Source organism: Streptomyces sp. NBC_00459 (assembly GCF_036013955.1).
In the GTDB taxonomy this organism is placed as follows: domain Bacteria; phylum Actinomycetota; class Actinomycetes; order Streptomycetales; family Streptomycetaceae; genus Streptomyces.
This window is the reverse complement of record NZ_CP107903.1, coordinates 7,768,955-7,787,569: the sequence shown is the minus strand read 5'-3', so window position 1 is coordinate 7,787,569 and position 18,615 is coordinate 7,768,955. Positions and strand designations below refer to the sequence as shown.

16 protein-coding genes and 1 pseudogene are annotated in these 18,615 nt (G+C 72.4%); 7 read left to right on the top strand and 10 right to left on the bottom strand.

Features of this window, described 5'->3' with window-relative positions; genetic code table 11:
• Position 1: 1 nt before the first annotated feature.
• Together OHN74_RS34325 and OHN74_RS34320 are read right to left on the bottom strand one after the other, a co-directional pair.
• Entirely contained in the window at positions 2-589 is a 588-nt protein-coding gene (locus OHN74_RS34325; protein ID WP_327698448.1) for a (2Fe-2S)-binding protein, read from the bottom strand.
• The gene (locus tag OHN74_RS34320) at positions 589-1,488 is read right to left on the bottom strand and encodes an FAD binding domain-containing protein (protein WP_327698447.1); all 900 of its coding nucleotides are present in this window, start codon (positions 1,486-1,488) and stop codon (positions 589-591) included. Before OHN74_RS34320 ends, OHN74_RS34325 begins: the two co-directional genes overlap by 1 nt.
• 318 nt (positions 1,489-1,806) lie before the next feature.
• Between OHN74_RS34320 and OHN74_RS34315 the strand changes: the two genes are divergently transcribed.
• Both OHN74_RS34315 and OHN74_RS34310 read left to right on the top strand, forming a co-directional pair.
• Positions 1,807-3,495, top strand: coding sequence for a PucR family transcriptional regulator (locus OHN74_RS34315; protein ID WP_327698446.1), 1,689 nt, complete (start codon positions 1,807-1,809; stop codon positions 3,493-3,495).
• A 388-nt stretch (positions 3,496-3,883) separates the two neighbouring features.
• Positions 3,884-4,657, top strand: coding sequence for a hypothetical protein (locus OHN74_RS34310; RefSeq protein ID WP_327698445.1), 774 nt, complete (start codon positions 3,884-3,886; stop codon positions 4,655-4,657).
• Positions 4,658-4,765: 108 nt separating this feature from the next.
• On the opposite strand, the gene OHN74_RS34305 is transcribed toward OHN74_RS34310, so the two are convergent.
• Complete coding sequence (locus OHN74_RS34305; protein ID WP_327698444.1) at positions 4,766-5,653, bottom strand: GntR family transcriptional regulator; 888 nt, start codon at positions 5,651-5,653, stop codon at positions 4,766-4,768.
• A gap of 249 nt (positions 5,654-5,902) precedes the next feature.
• Between OHN74_RS34305 and OHN74_RS34300 the strand changes: the two genes are divergently transcribed.
• Together OHN74_RS34300 and OHN74_RS34295 are read left to right on the top strand one after the other, a co-directional pair.
• Positions 5,903-6,745, top strand: a complete 843-nt coding sequence (locus OHN74_RS34300; RefSeq protein ID WP_327698443.1) for a (2Fe-2S)-binding protein — start codon at positions 5,903-5,905, stop codon at positions 6,743-6,745.
• Positions 6,746-7,077: 332 nt separating this feature from the next.
• Complete coding sequence (locus OHN74_RS34295) at positions 7,078-8,124, top strand: DUF2637 domain-containing protein (protein ID WP_327698442.1); 1,047 nt, start codon at positions 7,078-7,080, stop codon at positions 8,122-8,124.
• 63 nt (positions 8,125-8,187) lie between these two features.
• On the opposite strand, the gene OHN74_RS34290 is transcribed toward OHN74_RS34295, so the two are convergent.
• The 3 genes and pseudogenes from OHN74_RS34290 to OHN74_RS34280 form a co-directional block, all read right to left on the bottom strand.
• Entirely contained in the window at positions 8,188-8,691 is a 504-nt protein-coding gene (locus OHN74_RS34290; RefSeq protein ID WP_443060493.1) for an ATP-binding protein, read from the bottom strand.
• A 322-nt stretch (positions 8,692-9,013) separates the two neighbouring features.
• The gene (locus OHN74_RS34285; protein ID WP_327698440.1) at positions 9,014-9,529 is read right to left on the bottom strand and encodes a hypothetical protein; all 516 of its coding nucleotides are present in this window, start codon (positions 9,527-9,529) and stop codon (positions 9,014-9,016) included.
• Positions 9,530-9,583: 54 nt separating this feature from the next.
• A pseudogene (locus OHN74_RS34280) lies at positions 9,584-10,274 on the bottom strand (hypothetical protein).
• A gap of 258 nt (positions 10,275-10,532) precedes the next feature.
• On the opposite strand from OHN74_RS34280, the gene OHN74_RS34275 reads away from it, so the two are divergent.
• Positions 10,533-11,768: a transcriptional regulator gene (locus OHN74_RS34275; protein WP_327698439.1), complete on the top strand. Its 1,236-nt coding sequence runs from the start codon at positions 10,533-10,535 to the stop codon at positions 11,766-11,768.
• A gap of 33 nt (positions 11,769-11,801) precedes the next feature.
• Here the strand turns inward: OHN74_RS34275 and OHN74_RS34270 are convergent, their stop codons facing one another.
• The gene (locus OHN74_RS34270) at positions 11,802-13,736 is read right to left on the bottom strand and encodes a protein phosphatase 2C domain-containing protein (RefSeq protein ID WP_327698438.1); all 1,935 of its coding nucleotides are present in this window, start codon (positions 13,734-13,736) and stop codon (positions 11,802-11,804) included.
• Positions 13,737-14,149: 413 nt separating this feature from the next.
• Between OHN74_RS34270 and OHN74_RS34265 the strand changes: the two genes are divergently transcribed.
• Positions 14,150-14,632 carry a DUF456 domain-containing protein gene (locus OHN74_RS34265; RefSeq protein WP_327698437.1) on the top strand — a complete coding sequence of 161 codons (483 nt, stop codon included), beginning with the start codon at positions 14,150-14,152 and terminating at the stop codon, positions 14,630-14,632.
• Positions 14,633-14,823: 191 nt separating this feature from the next.
• On the opposite strand, the gene OHN74_RS34260 is transcribed toward OHN74_RS34265, so the two are convergent.
• Positions 14,824-16,107: an SGNH/GDSL hydrolase family protein gene (locus OHN74_RS34260; protein WP_327698436.1), complete on the bottom strand. Its 1,284-nt coding sequence runs from the start codon at positions 16,105-16,107 to the stop codon at positions 14,824-14,826.
• Between the two features lie 129 nt (positions 16,108-16,236).
• Between OHN74_RS34260 and OHN74_RS34255 the strand changes: the two genes are divergently transcribed.
• Positions 16,237-16,608, top strand: a complete 372-nt coding sequence (locus tag OHN74_RS34255) for a PPOX class F420-dependent oxidoreductase (RefSeq protein WP_327698435.1) — start codon at positions 16,237-16,239, stop codon at positions 16,606-16,608.
• Between the two features lie 13 nt (positions 16,609-16,621).
• Here the strand turns inward: OHN74_RS34255 and OHN74_RS34250 are convergent, their stop codons facing one another.
• Both OHN74_RS34250 and OHN74_RS34245 read right to left on the bottom strand, forming a co-directional pair.
• Complete coding sequence (locus OHN74_RS34250; RefSeq protein ID WP_327698434.1) at positions 16,622-17,158, bottom strand: methylated-DNA--[protein]-cysteine S-methyltransferase; 537 nt, start codon at positions 17,156-17,158, stop codon at positions 16,622-16,624.
• Complete coding sequence (locus OHN74_RS34245; protein ID WP_327698433.1) at positions 17,155-18,540, bottom strand: DNA-3-methyladenine glycosylase 2 family protein; 1,386 nt, start codon at positions 18,538-18,540, stop codon at positions 17,155-17,157. Before OHN74_RS34245 ends, OHN74_RS34250 begins: the two co-directional genes overlap by 4 nt.
• Positions 18,541-18,615 lie beyond the last annotated feature (75 nt).

Genomic DNA, 18,615 nt, shown 5'->3' with positions numbered 1-18,615 from the left:
GTCAGACCGCCTCTGCCTGTCGGGCCGCCGCCAGCCGGACCGCGTCCATGATCTTCTCGTAGCCCGTGCAGCGACACAGGTTGCCCGACAGCGCCTCGCGGATGTCCGCGTCGGTCGGGTTGGGGTTCTGCTCCAGCATCTCGTCGGCGGCGACCAGCAGCCCGGGTGTGCAGAATCCGCACTGGACGGCTCCGGCATCGATGAACGCCTGCTGGATGGGGGCGAGTTCGGTGCCCTCACCGGTCTGGGAGTCGGTGGAGCCCTTGGGCTGCCACTGCTTGGCCGCGTCAAGTGACGTACCGCAGGCGCCCGTTCCGCAACCGCCGTGCTCCGCACGCTGTCTGGCGTGGTCGGCGAGCCCTTCGACCGTGACGACCTCGCGCCCTTCCGCCTGTCCCGCCGCGACGAGACACGAGCACACCGGTACGCCGTCCAGGCGGACGGTGCAGGACCCGCACTCACCCTGCTCGCAGGCGTTCTTGGAACCCGGCAGACCGAGCCGCTCCCGCAGGACGTACAGCAGGGACTCGCCCTCCCACACGTCGTCGGCCTCCTGGGGCCGGCCGTTGACAGTGAAATTGACGCGCATTACGCGACACTCCCCTTCTGGTGGGTCCGGCCGTCAGTGCCGCGGTACGACTCCCAGGTCCACGTCAGCGTGCGGCGGGCCATCACGCCGACCGCGTGGCGGCGGTAGCTCGCGGTGCCCCGGACGTCGTCGATGGGGTTGCAGGCGCCCGCGCACAGGTCGGCGAACTGTTTGGCGACGGACGGCGTGATGATCTTCCCGTTGTCCCAGAAGCCGCCCTCTTCGAGCGCCGCGTTCAGGAACTCCTCCGCCGCTTTGGCCCGGACGGGTGTGGGCGCCGCCGAACCGATCCCCGTACGCACGGTCCGGGTGTCCGGGTGCAGGGCGAGCCCGAAGGCGCAGACCGCGATGACCATGGCGTTGCGGGTGCCGACCTTGGAGTACTGCTGGGGGCCGTCCGCCTTGTTGATGTGGACGGCACGGATCAGCTCGTCGGGGGCGAGCGCGTTGCGCTTCACACCGGTGTAGAAGTCGTCGATCGGGATCAGCCGCGTCCCGCGTACGGACTCGGCCTCGACCTCCGCGCCCGCGGCGAGGAGCGCCGGGTGGGCGTCGCCGGCCGGGGAGGCGGTGCCGAGGTTGCCGCCGACACCGCCCCGGTTGCGGATCTGCGGAGAGGCGACCGTGTGCGAGGCGAGAGCGAGGCCCGGCAGCTCGCCGCGCAGGTTCTCCATGATCCGGGTGTACGGGACCGAGGCGCCGAGCCGCACGCTCCGCTCGCCGGTCTCCCACTCGTAGAGATCTCCGACGCGGGTCAGGTCGAGCAGGTACTCGGGCCGACGGTGGTCGAAGTTGATCTCGACCATCACGTCGGTGCCGCCCGCGATCGGCACAGCGGTGGGGTGCTCGGCCTTGGCGGCGAGCGCCTCCTCCCAGCTGGCGGGGCGAAGGAAGTCCATGACCGGCTCTTTTCCTCTTCGTCTCGGTCGTCTCGGTCGTACAGGTCGTCCCCGTCGTACAGGTGGTCCCGGGAGTCGACCGCCGGGTCGCGCGATTGGCTCGTTCATGTGCTGTTCACGTGCGGTGGAGCCAGTACACAGGGCTGTGCTCCACCCGGGTCAGTCACGGAAACCATGAAGGAGTTGGCTGGCCAGGGCGATCGTCTTGTAGATTCGTATGAACAGAGGCCATCAGTAACCTCTCTGATTTTCCCTGGAAACAGTGATCGCCGCGCAGGCGGAAAAGCGCGGCTCTCGGACAGAACGGCGGCGACGAGAATGCGGCTGCGCGCACTGCTGGACACCGACGCGCTGGGCCTCACGCTGCTCGGCGGCGAGGACGAGCTGGACCGCACCGTACGCGGGGTGATGACCACCGACCTCAGGGACCCCAGCCGTTACCTCTCGGGCGGCGAGCTGGTGCTCACCGGCCTGGCCTGGCGCCGGGACCCGGGGGACTCGGAGTCCTTCGTGCGGCTCCTGGCGGGGGCCGGGGTCGCGGCCCTGGGTGCCGGTGAGGCCGAGCTGGGGAACATCCCGGACGACCTGGTCGCGGCCTGCGCCCGGCATCGGCTGCCGCTGTTCGCGGTGCACGAGTCGGTGGCGTTCGCGTCGATCACCGAGCATGTCGTCCGGCAGGTGTCCGGTGAGCGCGCCGGGGATCTGGCGGCCGTCGTGGACCGGCACCGGCGCATGATGACCTCGGGTCCGGCGGGCGGCGGCCCCGACGTGGTCCTGGATCTGCTCGGCTCGGATCTCGACCTGGGCGCCTGGGTCCTCTCCCCCGCCGGACGGCTCATCGCGGGCTCGAAAGTCTCCGGCCCCGCCCCGGCCCCCGACGTGTGCGCGGCGCTGGCCGCCGAGCACCTGACGGCGGCCCGCACCGGGAGCCGACGTGCGCTCAGCCCCCATCGGGTGACGGTGGGCGGCACGACGTACTCCCTCTTCTCCGTCCGCGGCAGCAGCCCCACCACCGCGCCGGGCGGCTCACGGGACGTACGCGAGACCCTGCTGTCCGACTGGCTGCTCGCCGTCGAGGCGGATGCCGGGGACTGGCCGGCCGAGCGGCTCGATCTGCTCCAGGGCGTCACACAGCTGATCGCGGTCGAGCGGGACCGGCGCGACGCGGAACGCGTGGTGCGGCGGCGGCTCGCCCAGGAGGTCCTGGAGCTGGTGCAGACGGGCGCCGCGCCCGCCGAGATCGCGGCCCGGCTGCGGGTCGCCGCACCGGTCCTGCTCCCCGGCCTCGGCGCGGCCCCGCACTGGCAGGTCGTCGTGGCCCGCGTGGACTGGGCCGGCGGCGAGATCGAGGGCGGCCCGGTGGCCCAGGCGTTGCTGGAGGAAATCCTTGTCGACCCGCTGCTGACGGGACCGGAGCACTCCGCCCGGATCGCCGTGGCCCATACGGGCGACGAGGCGGTCGCACTCGTACCGCTGCCGGCGGTGTCGTCGGAGCACGACGGTTCGGAGGCGGGGATTCTGGCCGAGGAACTGCTCACCGCCGTACGGGACCCGCTGTCGGCGGGTCTGGACGACGACGGGCGGCTCACGATCGGCGTCAGCGCGGCCGTGCACTCGGCGGAGGGGCTGCGCGGGGCGCTGGAGGAGGCCCGGCACGCCCGCCGGGTGGCCGGGGCGCGCCCCGGCCGGGTGTGCGCGGCGGGCCACCAGGAACTGGCCTCCCACGTGCTGCTGCTCCCGTTCGTCCCGGACGACGTCCGCCGCGCCTTCACGGCCCGTCTCCTCGACCCCCTGCGGGACTACGACCGGCGTCACCGGGCCGAGCTGATCCCGACACTGGAGGCGTTCCTGGAGTCCGACGGCTCGTGGACGCGGTGCGCCGCGCGGCTGCATCTGCATGTCAACACGCTGCGGTACCGGGTGGGGCGGATCGAGCAGTTGACGGGCCGTGACCTGTCGCGGCTGGAGGACAAGTTGGACTTCTTCCTGGCGTTGCGGATGAGCTGAATCCACGGAGGCGTACAGGGAGGGGGGCTCGGGGCGTGCGGTCCTGATGTGCGCCGGGTGGGACCGGTCGCGCGGCAACCGGGGCACTCATTCTTCCTCGACTTTGTGAATTCTTTCACCCACCCCCTTGGCCCGGCACCGGGATTCGTGCTGAGATGCCGCCACCACTCAACAGCTCGATGGCGTGCTGGGCCCGCTCCCCGGAGCGGGCCGGTGTCAAGGCGCGGTGCCTTGTGTCGCCGGTGAGCGTGGCTTGGTGCGTGCAGCTGCAAGGCGGAGGGGGCGTCGACGCGTGGGGAAGTCGGCAACCACGACAACGCCGCAGCCGTGCGTGCCGAACCGCGCGACCCCGAGCTGATCCGAAGGACAGGACCTTGGGGAGGGCAACGTGGCGTACACCGCCATGTCTGGTTCCGGAACGACCTCTGGTGACGATCCGCTCCAGACCGCGGTATGGCGGCTGCGCTCACGCGCCTGTTGGGCGGACGCGGCGGCGCTGCTCGACCCCACGACGGCCGACGCCTCGCTCCAGCGGGCCGCGCTGCTCGTGGAACGGTGCCTCTACACCGAGCAGGGCTGGGGCGAGGCCGAGGACGCGCTCCGTACGGCGGAGGCGGTGGCCCGGAGCGACGACGAGCGGGGCGCGGCGGCATGCGAGCGCGGGCAGCTGGCGTACGCGGCGACCCTGCTCGGCGTACGGGACCGCGCCGACGAGGCGCGGGCCGCGCTGGGGCGGGCGGCGGCACTGATCCCGCCGGGGGCGCCGGGACGGGCGGTGCTGGACTTCCGGCGAGGGCTGCTGGCCGAGAACCTGGCGCGTTCTCCGCAGGCGGCGCGGGCCGCGTACCGGCGCGCGCACGCGGGGGCCACCGCGCACGCCGATCCGCTGCTGCTGTCGTTCACATGGCGCCATCTGGCCGGACTCGCCCTGCGCGACGGGGAGTTGGCGGAGGCACGGCACGGGTTCAGCGAATCGCTGCGGATCCGGGAGGAGTTGGGATATCTCGTGGGGACGGCGCCCGCGCTGGCGTCGCTCGCCGACGCGGAGTCCGAGCCGGAGGCTTCGCGGCTGCGGGCGGAGGCGGGACGGTTGTTCCGGTTGCTCGGGGGTGTACCCACCTGGCTGGCGCGGCAGTTGGCTCCACCGGCGGCGTCTGCGTAGGTTGCGCCGGCCGTAGGGCGTAGTGCGGTGGCGAGGCGAGGCGACTGCGGGTGCGGGTGCGGGTGCGTTGTGGCTTGTCGCGCAGGTCCCCGCGCCCCTGCCGTCGGGTCAGTGGGCGCCTGTCACATGTTCCCGCACCAGTGACTGGACCACTGCCGCGTCCTTTGCGGCCAAGGCGTCCAGCAAGGCCATGTGATCCGCCGCGTCCGCCATGAGGGCCGATCGGGCCGTGTCGGCCTTCGCGTCCACCAGGGGCCACTGGGCACGGCGGTGGAGGTCGTCGGCGATCTGGACCAGCTGGGTGTTGCCGGCGAGGGACAGGACGGCCCGGTGGAAGGCCCGGTCGGTCTCCGCGTAGGTGGCCCGGCAGCCGGTGGACGCCGCGTCGGCCGTCGCCTCGGCGAGGGGGCGCAGCTCCGTCCAGCGTTCGGCGGGCACCGTGCGGGCCAGGCGGAGCAGCACCGGAAGCTCGATCAGGGCGCGGACCTCGGCCAGCTCGGCCAGCTCCCGGGCGCCGCGTTCCACGACCCGGAAACCCCGGTTGGGGACGACCTCGACGGCGCCCTCCAGCGCGAGCTGCTGCATCGCCTCGCGGACGGGCGTGGCGGACACCCCGAACCGGTCGCCCAGCGCGGGGGCCGAGTAGACCTCGCCGGGTGCCAGCTCGCCCCCGACGAGCGCCGAACGCAGCGCGTCGAGGATCTGGCCCCGCACGGAGGACCGCTGGACCACGGGACGCGGCTGCGCGGGGCCGGACCGTGTCGTGCGAGGGGCCGGAATCGGCTGCTCACTGTGCGTGTGCTCGCCCCGGGCGACATCGGCCGGCGCACCCGTGCCGGCCGTCCGGCGAGCCGCCGGGGCGCTCGCCCCAGGACCCCATCCGCGGTCCACGTCCGCAGCCCTGGCCTGCGGTGGAACCCGTACGGCGCCCGGGTGCGAAGCCGGGGCCCTCGTCTCGGGCGAGCCGTGCGTGCCCTGCGGGCCGGCGTGCTGCACGGGGGCCTCCTCCGGGCTAGATGGCACCTTGACGGCACATGGGGTCATTGCGGCGAGTTGTTACTCGCCCGTCAAGCACCATAGGCGCACATTCCGTCAGTTCAAATCCCGATTCGAGTCGAGGTACGGATCCAGGCCGAATCCGGGCCGGATCCGGTGTTAATTTCCGATCACATGACGGGCATGATGGGTAAGGTAAGCCTTACCTTTGATCTTTCGAGCGATCTATCGAGATGCGGTGGTCCCGACATGTCCGCTCCCGTGCAGGCCCGGTCCGCCGTCGCGGACTCGTACGACCGGCTCGCCGAGGCCTATCCGGACGCGACCGTCATCGAGCTGGACCCCGGGCAGGCGCATCCGAACGGCGCCGGCTGGGTCCGGGCCGCCGGGCTCGCGGCCGGCGACGGCGACCTCGACTCCTTCCTCGCCTGGGACGACGAGCAGGTGCTGCGGGACTACGGGGAGCGGGGCCGCCCGGACGTCGTCGCGAGTTTTGGGCTGCACCGATACGCGTGGACCGCCTGCCTGCTGATCACCGTGCCGTGGTTCCTGCACCGCCGGGTGCCGCGACTGCCCGTCGAGGACGTCTCCTACCACCGCACCGACGGGCGCTTCGGCGTCCGTACCGGCACCTTCGCCTGTCTGCCCGACGACCCGGCGGCGACCTGGCCCGGCGCCCGGGTCGTCGACGACGAGGAGGCGCTGCGCGGGGAGGTGCGGGCTGCGCTGACCGAGCACCTGGAGCCCCTGCTCGGCGGTTTCGGGCCACGGATGCGGCGGCGCGGCCGGGCCCTGTGGGGCGTGGTGACCGACGACGTCGTGGAGGGCCTGCACTACATAGGACAGGCCGTCGGCGAAGCGGACCGCGCGCGGCGCGAACTGGAGCTGCTGCTGCCGGGCTCGACCCGGCCCTTCGTCGGGTCGGCGGGCTTCCGGGACGCGACCGGGCCGGACGGCGCGACCCCGCCCACCCGCGACCGGGCCAGCTGCTGCTTCTTCTACACGATCCGCCCGGACGAGATGTGCGACAACTGCCCGCGCACCTGCGAGAACACCCGCGCCACCAAGCCGACGACACCCGCCGCGAGTTGAGGCACCCTCAGCAATCGGCCCCCTCGCCCGAGGGCGTGCACGGCGTGCCGTAGGATCGCCGCCGTAAGATCACGTTCGACTGGGGCTCCCCTTCGTTACGGGCACTTCACAGGTTCCTCACTTGTCGCAGGAACTTTCCGTGGAACCACCCGTACGGGTAGTCTTATTCGAACTCAACTCCCGCCCCTCAAGCGGCAGTTCGAGCAGAATGTCGCCCTGAGCATCCCCTTGCACCTCCTTAGGCGGCCTCTTGCCCCGAAACCCCCTGAGGGCTGAGGGGATTGGGCCACTATGGCGGGCGTTACGCCCTATCCCAATGCAAGGGACCCCAGATGAGACTGACCGACATATCGCTTAACTGGCTGCTTCCGGGCGCCGTACTGCTCCTGGGCGTGCTGGCGGCGGTGGCGGTGCTGGCGCGCGGCAAGCGCTCCTCGGGGGCGAAAGCGAGCCAGGACGACTCGTGGGAGCGCACCGAAGAGCGCCGCAGGCGCAAGGAAGCCATTTTCGCCTCGGCGTCCTACGTACTCCTCTTCTGCTGTGCAGCGGTCGCCGCAGCGCTCTCCTTCCACGGCCTCGTCGGCTTCGGCGAGCAGAACCTGAACCTCACCGACGGCTGGCAGTACCTCGTCCCGTTCGGTCTGGACGGAGCGGCGATGTTCTGCTCCGTGCTCGCGGTGCGCGAGGCCAGCCACGGTGACGCGGCCCTCGGTTCCCGGATACTCGTATGGCTGTTCGCGGCCGCGGCCGCCTGGTTCAACTGGGTGCACGCGCCCCGGGGTCTGGACAACGCGGGCGCCCCGCAGTTCTTCGCCGGCATGTCGCTGTCCGCCGCGGTGCTCTTCGACCGTGCGCTGAAGCAGACCCGCCGGGCCGCTCTGCGCGAGCAGGGTCTGGTGCCGCGTCCGCTGCCGCAGATCCGTATGGTCCGCTGGGCGCGGGCGCCCCGTGAGACGTACAAGGCCTGGTCGCTGATGCTCCTGGAGGGTGTGCGCAGCCTGGACGAAGCGGTCGACGAGGTGCGCGAGGACCGGCGCCAGAAGGAGCAGGCGCGTCTGCGCCGGCGTGAGCAGGAGCGGGCCGAGCGCGCGCACCTCAAGGCGATCAGCCGGGGCCACCGCGGCCCGTTCGGCGGCGGTGGCGGCGGTGGCGGTCAGCAGGTCGAGGTGGAGCGGGCGCCCGCCCAGGTCACCTCGGACCCTGCCATATCCTCCTCCGCCGAGCAGCTGCCGCTGCGCGCCCGTCCCTCCCTCCAGCCCGTTCGTGGCAGCAGCGACTCCATCACCGTCGACCTCACGGCGGAGGACGACACGATGGCCCTGCCCCGCCTGGACTCCCTGGAGCGCAAGCTCCGGGACCTCGAGCAGCAGTACGGCTGAGCAACACCGCTGAACACGGGTTGAGCGCGAACCGAGCGCTACCGACATGGGGGCGTGGCCTGTTCAGGCCGCGCCCCCGTTCAGTTCGAACCACACCGCCTTGCCCACTCCGTGCGCGCGCACTCCCCACGCGTCGGCGAGGGACTCGACCAGGACCAGACCTCTGCCATGCGTACCGTCGTCGGCGCTCGGTGCGCGCATTCTCGGCCTGCGTCCCACGAAGTCCCGTACCTCCACGCGTAGTCCGTGCGGCGAGACGGTGGCCGTCAGTACCGCGTCGCGGTCGGTGTGGACCAGCGCGTTGGTGACCAGCTCGCTGGTGAGCAGCTCCGCTATCTCCGAACTGCCCGGCCTCCCCCAGTGCCGCAACAGCTCACGCAGTGCCCTGCGGGCCTCCGGTACCTCCCGCAGATCCGAACAGCCCAGCCTGCGCCTCAATTGCGACGCCTCCCCCCGGTGCACGCCACCGTCGTCGCCGATGGCATCGCCGTCGTCGTAGTTGTCGAAGTTGTCGTCGTTCTCGGTCGTTTCCTCCGCCGTTTTCGCCGAGAAGGCCCCGATGGTCACGGGACCGCCTCCTCGCGCCTGACTCTTCATGACCCCCGCCCGGACGCCGGTGTACTGTCCCCTCCTGATCGAACGCGTTCACGGGATCCATGCCCGCGACCTGAACACGGCAGTCATGTCGAATCCTCAACGACCGGATGTACGGGGCTGGTTGGACCGTTCCTGGCCGGATCAGGACCCCGGCCGCACCCCTCGGGCGCTGCTGGAGGGGCGTTTGGAGCGGGCGCTTCGGCAGTTCACGCGCCCGTCCAGTGGTGGACGGGCGCGTGAGGGCGGTGCATCGGCCGAACTGTCCAGTGCGGGCTGCCGATCCCGCCGTAGGTCACTTCCCGCCGATGCCCTTCGTGCCGATGTGGATGATCCGGTGGTCCCGGGTCATGTCGACGACCAGCTTGGTGGTGTGGGCGGTGCTCCCCGAGCCCCAGGTCAGCGTGATGCCGGCCTCCGTGTGGTCGGCGGTGCCGTTGTCGGTGACCGTCCAGCGGACGGGGACGTTCTGGGCACGCAGGACGCCGTCCGCGTGGTTCTTCTCCTCCCAGGCGACCAGTTTCTTCAGGTAGTCGGGGTGGATGTAGTACTTGCGGAGTTCCGTCGCGAGCCTTCCGCCGTTGCCGGGGCCGCTCTGGGCGTCGATGTAGGCGCCGTAGAAGTCGGCGATGCGCGTCACGGAGTCGGACGGGCTGCCGGCCACCGTCCGGGGCGTCCAGGAGGCTGCTTCGGCCGGGGTCGCCCGGGCCGAGGCGGTCAGCGCCAGCGGGAGGGCGGTGACGGCGGCGATACCGAGGGCGAGGGCGACGGCACGGCGGGCAGGCCTGCGCGAGATGGTGCGGCGGTTCATTCCGGTGTTCTCCCCGTGAGTGATCAGTCGATGATCGATTGCGGCTATGGCTGGTCAGTAGAGCTTCTTGACCGCCGTGGTCGTCGTCTTCTTGAAGGCCTTCACCGGGGCACCCCTGAAGTCACCCAGCTGACCCCCATTCCACGACCGTGACGGCGCGCCCGTCCCGGCCGATCGACAGAAGGTGGATGTCGGTCGCACCGTACGAGGTCTCGGTGTGCAGTCCGTAGACGTGCGCGCCCTCCTCCACCGCGAGCGTGCCGTAGTCCCTGGACTCCGCCTCGACCTCGGGGTCGGCCTGCTCGATCCGCTTGGCGCACGAGCGCATGTCCTTGTTGAGCCGCTCGGCGAGAGCCTTGGCCTTGGCGTCACTGCCGACGACGAGCGTGAGCTGGACGGCGCCGGTGTCCAGGTCGGTGCGGAACTCGCGGTAACGGGAGTCGTAGCCCAGGAGCGAATTGCCGAAGCAGGACGTCAGCTCGTCCGGCACCCCGTCCTTGACCCGGTCCGCCGTCCAGGCGGAGCTGGGGTGCGGCGGCAGTTCGGCGGCCGAGAGGAACTTGGGCGGGGTCGGGGCGCTCGCCTTCCCGGTGGCACCGGCCGGGGCCGCGAGGGCGAGTCCCGCTGCGGCGAGGGCCGTGAGTGCGGAGAGCGCCGTGATCAGGCCGGCCCTGGTGGCACCGGTGGCCCGGGCGGCGGCGGTGGAAGTGGCGGCGGCGGTGTTGTAGACCTTGCGAGTACGCATGGGAGTCCCCCGTGTCTGAGCGCACGACTGTGCACGGTTCTGCATGGCTGGGTGATGTCGGATGTCGCCGCGCCGGGTGGTCGGTCCGGCGGCGGTCGGTGCGACGTCCAAAGCATCGGCCGCCACCCGGGGCAACCGCAACCGCCGACACGCGATCCGCGACGGTGGAACCATCCCGCCCCCTCTGACGTGCAGGTATATGGAGTGCCTGGGATGCCGTTCCGGGACACGAGGATCAGATGAGGACAGGGGAAGGGTGTGTCGACGTACGACGACGTGGCCGAGTTCGCGGCGCTGCTGACGCGGCTGAAGGGGCGTACGGACCGCAGTTACGGCTCACTGGCCCGGCGCCTGGGCATGAACACCTCCACCCTGCACCGCTACTGCTCCGGCGACACGGTCCCGCTGGACTTCGCCCCGGTGGAGCGGTTCGCCGCACTGTGCGGGGCGTCGCCGGAGGAGCGCCTGGAACTGCACCGCCGGTGGATCCTGGCGGTGGCGGCGCGGCAACGGTCACGTACGCCCGGGGAACCGGGTACCTCCGCGCAACCTCCTACGCCCGCGGAACCGGGCACCTCCGCCGAAACAGGTATGTCCGATACGGGTAGGTCCGATCCGGGTACGCCCGATACGGGAACGTCCGACGCGGGGGACGCCGGCGCGGAGCCCGACGCCCCGGACGTGTCCGCTCCCGCCGCCCGTCCCCCCGCCCGGCGCCCCTGGTACCGCCACCGCCGGATCGCGGTCACCACGGCCGTGGCCGGCACGCTCCTCGCCACACTGGGCACGCTGGGCGGTCTGTCGGCCCTGTCCGCCGACCGTTCCCCTCCCAAGGAGCCCCCGGCCTCCTCCCCCAAGCCCACTCCCACCAGGGAATCCCCCGCGCCGATCACCTGGTCGGCGAACTCCCAGGCCTGGTCGCTCGGTTGCGGCCACGACTACGTCATCGCCAGGGCACCGGAGCAGGTCCCACCGCCGCCCACCGCGCAGGACGCCGGTCCCTGGGCGGCGAGCCAGCACGCGGTGCACGGAGGCGACACCAACGTCGAGATCTCGGTGCAGGGGCGGACCTCGACGGCGGTGGTCCTGGAGGCGCTCCGGGTCCGGGTGGTCGGGCGGAGCGACCCCGCCGAGGGCACCGCCTACTCCATGGACCAGGGCTGCGGCGGCTCGATCACTCCCCGGTCCTTCTCCGTCGACCTCGACAAGGACCGGCCCATCGCCCGCTCGGCGCCCGGAAACGACGTGGGGACGCCGATCCCGGCGGTGCGCTTCCCCTACCGGGTCTCCGCCCAGGACCCGGAGGTGCTGCTGGTCACCGCCCGGACCGTGGCCTGCGACTGCCGCTGGTACCTGGAGCTCGACTGGTCCTCGCAGGGCCGCACCGGCACCGTCCGTATCGACGATGCCGGACGCCCGTTCCGGACCAGCGCCATCAAGGGGCTGCCCCGCTACTGGTACTCGATGCGCGAGTGGGTCCCGCGCAAGGACTGAGCGGCCTCTCCTCCTACGTCCCGTTGCGCCCCGTCACATCTCCCAGACGGCGGCGGCCGTGCGGTCGTCCGAGTATCCCTTGACGCGTACCTGGGTGTCCGCGAGGAACGCGGCGAGGCCGGGCGGGGTGCCGCCGGACCATCGCCGCGTGAGGTACTCGCACAGCTCGGGCTCACCGCGCAACGGCTCGGCGAGGCCGCCGGTGCACAACAGGAGCGTGTCTCCCGGGCGGGCGACGGAGGCGCGGAAACGGAAGGGTTCGCGGGGCGGTTCGGGGGCGGGCTCGTACGGGCTCGGAGGTGTCGTGATCCCGAGGTCCATGGTGAGCCGGTCGCCGTCCGGGGTCTCGTGGGGAAGCGAACCGAATCCGACGACGGGCTCACCTGCCGGGATGTCGGCGACCCTCGGTTCGATGTCCTGCCACTCGCCGCTCCGGAGCCGGAACAGTCCGCCCGCGCCGACGCCGAAGAAGACGCGCGTACGACAGTCGGGGTCGGCGGGGAGCAGCAGGCAGCGCAGGCCCGCCGTGTACTCCTCCGGCTCGATGCCCTGCTCGGCGGCGCTCGCCCGGAGCTTGCCGAGGCTGCGGTCGGTGAGCCTGTGCAGCCCCGACTTGAGGTCACCGCGCCGGGCGGCACGGAGGTCCTCGGCGAGTCGTACATGGCTGCGTCCCACCGCGCGCCCGATCCACTGGCACGCCTCGGCGGCGGCCCGGTGCGCGCCGGGCGTGGCACGGGCGCCGGTCGCCATCGCGATGAGGACGAGCGCGTGCTCGCCCGTTCCGAAGCGGGCGGTGAGGAGGGAGTCGCGGCGGGGCTCGCCGCGGAACCGCGCGGAGTCCCCGCGTGTCGAGACGGCCCGGAGCGTGCAGGCGCCGTACTGCGCCCCGTCGAGCACGGTGTCCGCGACGAGGTCCCCCAGATCGTCGGGGTCGGCAGGTGGGAGGGCGGTCGGTTCGGGGGCGTAGGTGGGAGGACCTGAGCCCACGTGGTCGACGGTGCCGGGAGGCCGGTCGACGGTGAGGGCGGAGGAGGAGAACTCGGATGTCCCGGGCCTCTTCGGCCGCTCCTGAGCCTCCGGTGTCACGGGGGTCTCGGGTGCCGGCGCGGGGACGTCCCGGCGGGTGGGGGTGCGGCGAACGCGGGCCAGGAGGAAGGAGGAGTCGGCCGGAGGGTCGTCCTGGACGGCATCGGCGGGGGCGGCGCCGAGTGGAGGTTCGGTCGCCGGGTTGATCCGGCCGGAGCCGGACCTGTCCGGAGAATCCTCCCCGGATGGCCCGGACGCGGACGTGGCTGCGAGGCCGGGCGCGGCGGGCGGACGTGGTGGAGCGTCCCACACGGCGTCCGCGGCGTCCGTCATGTCGGCGCCTGCCTCCTGGACGCTCTCGCGGTCCGGCCCGGAGCCCCCGTCCACGAAGGCGGCGTCGGGCGCGGGGGGCTGCCTACGGTCCTGGAAGCCCGGCGGTTTGGGGCCGGGCGGAAAGGACGCGGGGCCCGTGGGCATGGCGGGCGGCGGCTCCCAGGGGGCGCGGGGCTGCCCGGGGCCCCTGTCACGCACCACGTCCGACTTGCCGTAGGGGAACCCGCCGCGCTGCGACGGAAGTGAGGAGGGGACCGGAGAGGAAGCGGGCGCCGGAGGAGGCACGGGCCGCGATGGCAGTGGCGGCAGCTGCGGTGGAGCCCCCGCTCCCGGCTCGTCCCACTTCTCAAAAGCACCGGAACCACCGGTGGCACCGCTGCCACCGAAGGCGTCCCCTGACGCGGTCTCGCGCCCGGACACCTTGGCTCCCCCGTCCCGCCCCGGAATCTCATCGGCCCTGCCCGCGTCCACGGTCCCCGACGCCGAGGCGAACCGGTCGTCCAGGGAGTCGCCCGCGGCCGTGGGCCCGGTGTCCTCGGTGGAGTCGTCGTACAGCTGCCCCCACCAGTCGTCCTCGTGACCGGTGGACCTCTCCCCCTGCTGGCTCATGACCTCAATTGTCCACCGGATGGGCCGGTTGAAAACGGGGCATCCGGAAAATCCGGCGGGGTGTTCCGTCGTGAACGGCGTGTTCGACGGCGTGTCGGATGACATGCCGAACACCTGTGCGAAACAAGTCGCCGGGCGGTCCCACCCCCCACGGGAGAACCGCCCGGCGACGCCGGGGGAATCCGTGCCGTCCGCTTCGAGCCGAGTGTGACCGGTCTTCCTGGGGTTTCGCTGTGGTTCGCGGTGGCGACACCTTGGCGGCTGGACGGGGGTGCCGCCCCGGCCGGAGCCGGGGTGGCACACGTACGAGCGGGCCCGGCGACCCGGGACCAACGGCCCTGATTCCGCTCCCCCGACCTCTCGATCTCTCCCCCTGACCTGCGTTTTCCCCCGTCCTCCGGCACCCTGGGCAGATGGGAGCATGGGATCTCCTGCTGATAGGCCTGGTCATGCTGTTCGGTCTGTGCGGAGTTCTGGTGCCCGGGGTGCCGGGGTCGTGGCTCGTGTGGGCCGCGGTCCTGTGGTGGGCGCTGAAGGATCCGCAGGCGGTCTCCTGGTGGGTGCTCGTGGGCACCACCGGCGTTCTGTTCCTGTCCCAGGTGATCCGCTGGCAGCTGCCTCCGCGCCGGCTGCGGGCGGGCGGCGCCACCCCCCGAATGGCGGTGTACGCCGGGACCGGCGCCCTTCTCGGCTTCTTCCTGCTGCCCGTGCTCGGCGCGCTCCCCGGTTTCGTGGGCGGCGCCTATCTCCATGAGCGACTGCGGCTCGGTCGGCACGGCGAGGCGGTGGCGGCGGTACGGCGGGTGATGCGGGCGGGCGGCACCAGCGTCTTCATCGAACTCTTCACCTGCCTGCTGATCACGGGTGCGTGGCTGGGCGCCACGTTCTGGGGCTGACGCAGGAGGGTCGGAGCAGCTCCCCACGCTGCCGGCACCTCGGCGAGGGAACTGTCGAACGCGCCCCGAGGAAGGGCGGGTCGGCGATCGTCACGTCGCGGGAAGACCGGCCGGACCTGACGATCGCCCGGTCCGGCCGCACCCGGAGGCCCCGCGCCGGGGCCTGCCGCTGCTCACGGACGCCCGACGCCTCACAGGCTCCTGAGGTCCGCCAGGTTGATCCGGTCGGCCATCGCCCGCATGCCGGCGTCGTTGAAGTGGAGGTGGTCGCCAGGATCGTAGGTGGCGCGCATACGATGCGGGAACGCCGGGTCGCGGACGGCGGCGTCGAAGTCGACGACCGCGTCGAAGATGCCGCCGCTGCGGATGAAGGTGTTCACCTGCTGGCGCACGGACTCGCGTGCTTCGCTCCACTGGCCGTGGCCGCCGTACGGGGTGATCGTGGCGCCGATGACCCGGATGCCGCGGGCGTGGGCGCGGGTCACGAGCGACTTGTAGGCCTCCACGAAGGCGCGCGGGACCAGCTGCGCGGGGGTGCCGTTGATGTCGTTGATGCCCTCGAACACGATCAGCGCGCGCACCCCGGTCCGCGAGAGGACGTCGGCGTCGAAGCGGGTCAGGGCGCGCGGGCCGACGCCGTCGAGGAGTACACGGTTGCCGGAGATGCCCGCGTTGAGGACGCCGAGACGGCGGGCCGGGGGCAGTGCCGCGAGCCGGTCGGCGAGACGGTCGGGCCAGCGCCGGTTGGTGTCGGAGGTCGTGCCACCGCCGTCGGTGAGGGAGTCGCCGAGGGCGACCACACTGCCGGCGGCGGGTGCGTCGAGGACGTCCACACCGGTGACGTAGTACCAGGAGCTGAGGGTCCTGGTGTAGGCGTCACCGTCCTCCGCGGCGGCCCAAACTCCGCTCGGGGCAAGGAAGTTGGTCTGCTTGGCCGTACGGTGGTAGGTCGCCGGACCGGAGTCCCCCGGCGTGTGGACCGTGACGAGCAGGCTGGTGTCGGCCGGTACGGCGAGCTTGACGACGTCGGTGACACGCTCCTCGCCCGCCGGGATCGTCACCGTGGGGGCACCCGCGAAGGTGGCCGTACGCATCGAGCCGGGCACGGCGTCCGGGCTCTTCGGCTCGCCGGGTTCCTGGAGGGCGACGGTGACGGCACCGAGGCGGAGGGGCCGGGTGCCGAGGCGGTTGGTGAGGCGGACGCGCAGCGCGCTGCCGCCGACGCTGACGTGCAGGACGTTGCGGTAGGAGGCGCCCGGTCTGGCGGCGACCGTCCCGGATGCGGCGGCCTCCCAGGTCCCGGTCCAGACACGGGGAACGGGGGTCTCCCGGACGGGCGAAGGGGAGAGCGAGGGAGAGGGAAGCGGTGGCGGTACGGGGGTGCTTCCCGTGTCGGCTCTCGCTGTGGGCGGGGCGAGCGCCAAGGCGGTCACCAGGGCCGCGAGGGTGTGCCGAACCATGATCGCGCGGGTCATGTGCGCATGGTTCCCCGAGCCGTCGGCCGCGCCAACGCAAAGTCACACCCATGGCGGCGCGCACGTATGTTCGCACGTACACCCGCGTTTTCGCCGCGTCTGCCGGGGCCGCCGTGTTTGGCTTCCGGCATGACCGAATTCAGCGCGGCCGAGCGTGCCTATCTCCGGACCCAGCGGCTGGGACGGCTGGCCACCGTCGACCCCCACGGGCAGCCGCAGGCGAACCCCGTCGGCTTCTTCCCGCAGGACGACGGGACGATCCTGATCGGCGGTCGCTCGATGGGTTCGACCAAGAAGTGGCGCAACCTGGAGAAGAACCCGAAGGTGGCGCTGGTCGTCGACGACGTGGTGAGCCTGAGCCCCTGGAAGGTGCGCGGCGTCGACATCCGGGGCGAGGCCGAACTCCTCACGGGCCCGCACGAGTTGGGCCCGCACTTCAGCGAGGAGGTGATCCGCGTCCATCCGAGGCGCATCCACAGCTGGGGCCTGGAGGAGGGCTGAGGGACGGCCACGGTCACGCGGTCGGCGGGACGCCCTCCAGACCGAGCAGGTGACGCTTGCGGTCGAGGCCGCCCGCGTATCCCGTAAGGGAGCCGTCCGCGCCGATCACCCGGTGGCAGGGCCGCAGGACGAGCAGCGGATTGGCGCCGATCGCACCACCCACGGCCCGTACGGCGGCCCTTGGGGCCCCGATCCGCTCGGCGATCTGCCCGTACGTGGTGGTCTCCCCGTACGGCACGGAGTCGAGGGCGTTCCAGACCCGCTGTCGGAAGTCGGTCCCGGTGCTTCGCAACTCCAGCCGGAACTCGGTGAGTTCACCGGCGAAGTAGGCGGCGAGCTGTACTTCGGCCGCCCGGAAGGGCCCGGGGTCGTGCCGCCAACCCTCCTCGGCACCGCGCACGCTCCGGCCGCCCTTCTGGCCGGGCACGGAGAGGGAGGTCAGGGCGCCCGACTCGTCGGCGGTGAGCAGGAGTTGACCGATGGGGCTGTCGAGGACGGTCCAGTGGACGGTCTCGGAAGCGGTCGCGGAAACAGCGGGGTGTGTCGTCATGATGTGGGCTCCCACTCGCCTGCGGCGATGAGGTGTTGGAGGGCGTACGAGCGCCAGGGGCGCCAGGTGTCGGGCACGTCCACGCCGGGCGGCGCGACGTCGGGGTCACCGAGGGCGCGGGCCCGGACGACGGCGACGGTACGGGCGTCGAGCCCCGGCAGGGCACGCAGTGCGCGGCGGGCCTCGTCGCGGTCGGCGCCGGGGTCGAGCCGCAGCGTGCCGTCGGCGAGCGCGGCGGTGAGGGCGCCGAGGGGACTGCAGTCCGCCCTGGCCGCCTCCGCCAGTACCGCCGGCTCGGGGAAGAGACGGGTGAGGGTGCCGGAGGGGGCGTCGAGCAGCTTGCCGTACCGCGTCACGAGCCGCTCCGCCGCCGCCCTGCCCACCAGCGCCCGCACGGCCAGCTCGGCCGGATCGGCGGTGCCGGGGACACGCAGGCCGGGCCGGAGCGCGACCAGGCGAGCGAGGCGGGGATCCGTGCCGAGGTGTTCGTCGACGGCGTACGGGTCCGAGTCGAGGTCGAACAGGCGTCGCAGCCGCTGTACGGCGGTCGTCAGGTCACGCAGGTCGGTGAGGTACAGCCGGGCGTCCAGCCAGCGGCCCCGTGGCCTGGCCCCACGCTCCTCGACGGCTGCGATCCCGGTGCCGTACGGGAGACGCAGCGTCCGACGGTAGGTACGGCCGCCCGGGCTGCCGCTCAGCTCCTCGACGCCGGGGACGGCCTCGCGGGCGAGGAGGTCGAAGACGGCGGCGGAGTGGTAGGGGCCGCGGTGGGAGAGGCGGAGAGGGATGCCGGGCGGGGTGGACGTGGGTGCTGGGCCGACTCGGGGTGCCGTCGCGCGCAGGGCGCTCGGGGTCGCGGCGTACACGGTTCGGATCGTGTCGTTGAACTGGCGCACGCTGGCGAACCCGGAGGCGAACGCGATCTCCGTGACCGGCAGCGCGGTGGTCTGCAGGAGCACGCGTGCGGTGTGCGCCCGCTGGGCCCGGGCGAGGGCTACGGGGCCCGCCCCGAGCTCGGCGGTGAGCTGGCGCTGCACCTGCCGGGCGCTGTATCCGAGCCGTACGGCGAGCCCGGCGACGCCCTCCCGGTCCACGACTCCGTCGCCGATCAGACGCATCGCCCTGCCCACGACGTCCGCCCGCACGTTCCACTCGGCGGAGCCGGGGACCGCGTCCGGACGGCAGCGGCGGCAGGCCCGGAAACCGGCGCCGTGCGCGGCGGCGGCTGTCGGGTAGAACCGTACGTTGTGCCGCTTCGGGGTGACGGCCGGGCAGCTGGGGCGGCAGTAGATGCCGGTGGTCTCGACGGCGAAGAAGAACTCGCCGTCGAACCGGGCGTCCCTGCTGCGCACGGCGGCGTACCTGGTGTCTTGGTCGGTCACGCTGTCCAGTCTGAGGTACGGGGAGAGGGTGCGGCTGGCGGCTATCGGACACCACGTCTCCCACCCGCCCGCCTG

Coding starts and splice junctions, on each gene's coding strand:
- OHN74_RS34325 (WP_327698448.1), bottom strand. CDS start 589: ATGCGCGTCAATTTCACTGTCAACGGCCGGCCCCAGGAGGCCGACGAC.
- OHN74_RS34320 (WP_327698447.1), bottom strand. CDS start 1,488: ATGGACTTCCTTCGCCCCGCCAGCTGGGAGGAGGCGCTCGCCGCCAAG.
- OHN74_RS34315 (WP_327698446.1), top strand. CDS start 1,807: ATGCGGCTGCGCGCACTGCTGGACACCGACGCGCTGGGCCTCACGCTG.
- OHN74_RS34300 (WP_327698443.1), top strand. CDS start 5,903: ATGTCCGCTCCCGTGCAGGCCCGGTCCGCCGTCGCGGACTCGTACGAC.
- OHN74_RS34295 (WP_327698442.1), top strand. CDS start 7,078: ATGAGACTGACCGACATATCGCTTAACTGGCTGCTTCCGGGCGCCGTA.
- OHN74_RS34285 (WP_327698440.1), bottom strand. CDS start 9,529: ATGAACCGCCGCACCATCTCGCGCAGGCCTGCCCGCCGTGCCGTCGCC.
- OHN74_RS34270 (WP_327698438.1), bottom strand. CDS start 13,736: ATGAGCCAGCAGGGGGAGAGGTCCACCGGTCACGAGGACGACTGGTGG.
- OHN74_RS34265 (WP_327698437.1), top strand. CDS start 14,150: ATGGGAGCATGGGATCTCCTGCTGATAGGCCTGGTCATGCTGTTCGGT.
- OHN74_RS34260 (WP_327698436.1), bottom strand. CDS start 16,107: ATGACCCGCGCGATCATGGTTCGGCACACCCTCGCGGCCCTGGTGACC.
- OHN74_RS34255 (WP_327698435.1), top strand. CDS start 16,237: ATGACCGAATTCAGCGCGGCCGAGCGTGCCTATCTCCGGACCCAGCGG.
- OHN74_RS34250 (WP_327698434.1), bottom strand. CDS start 17,158: ATGACGACACACCCCGCTGTTTCCGCGACCGCTTCCGAGACCGTCCAC.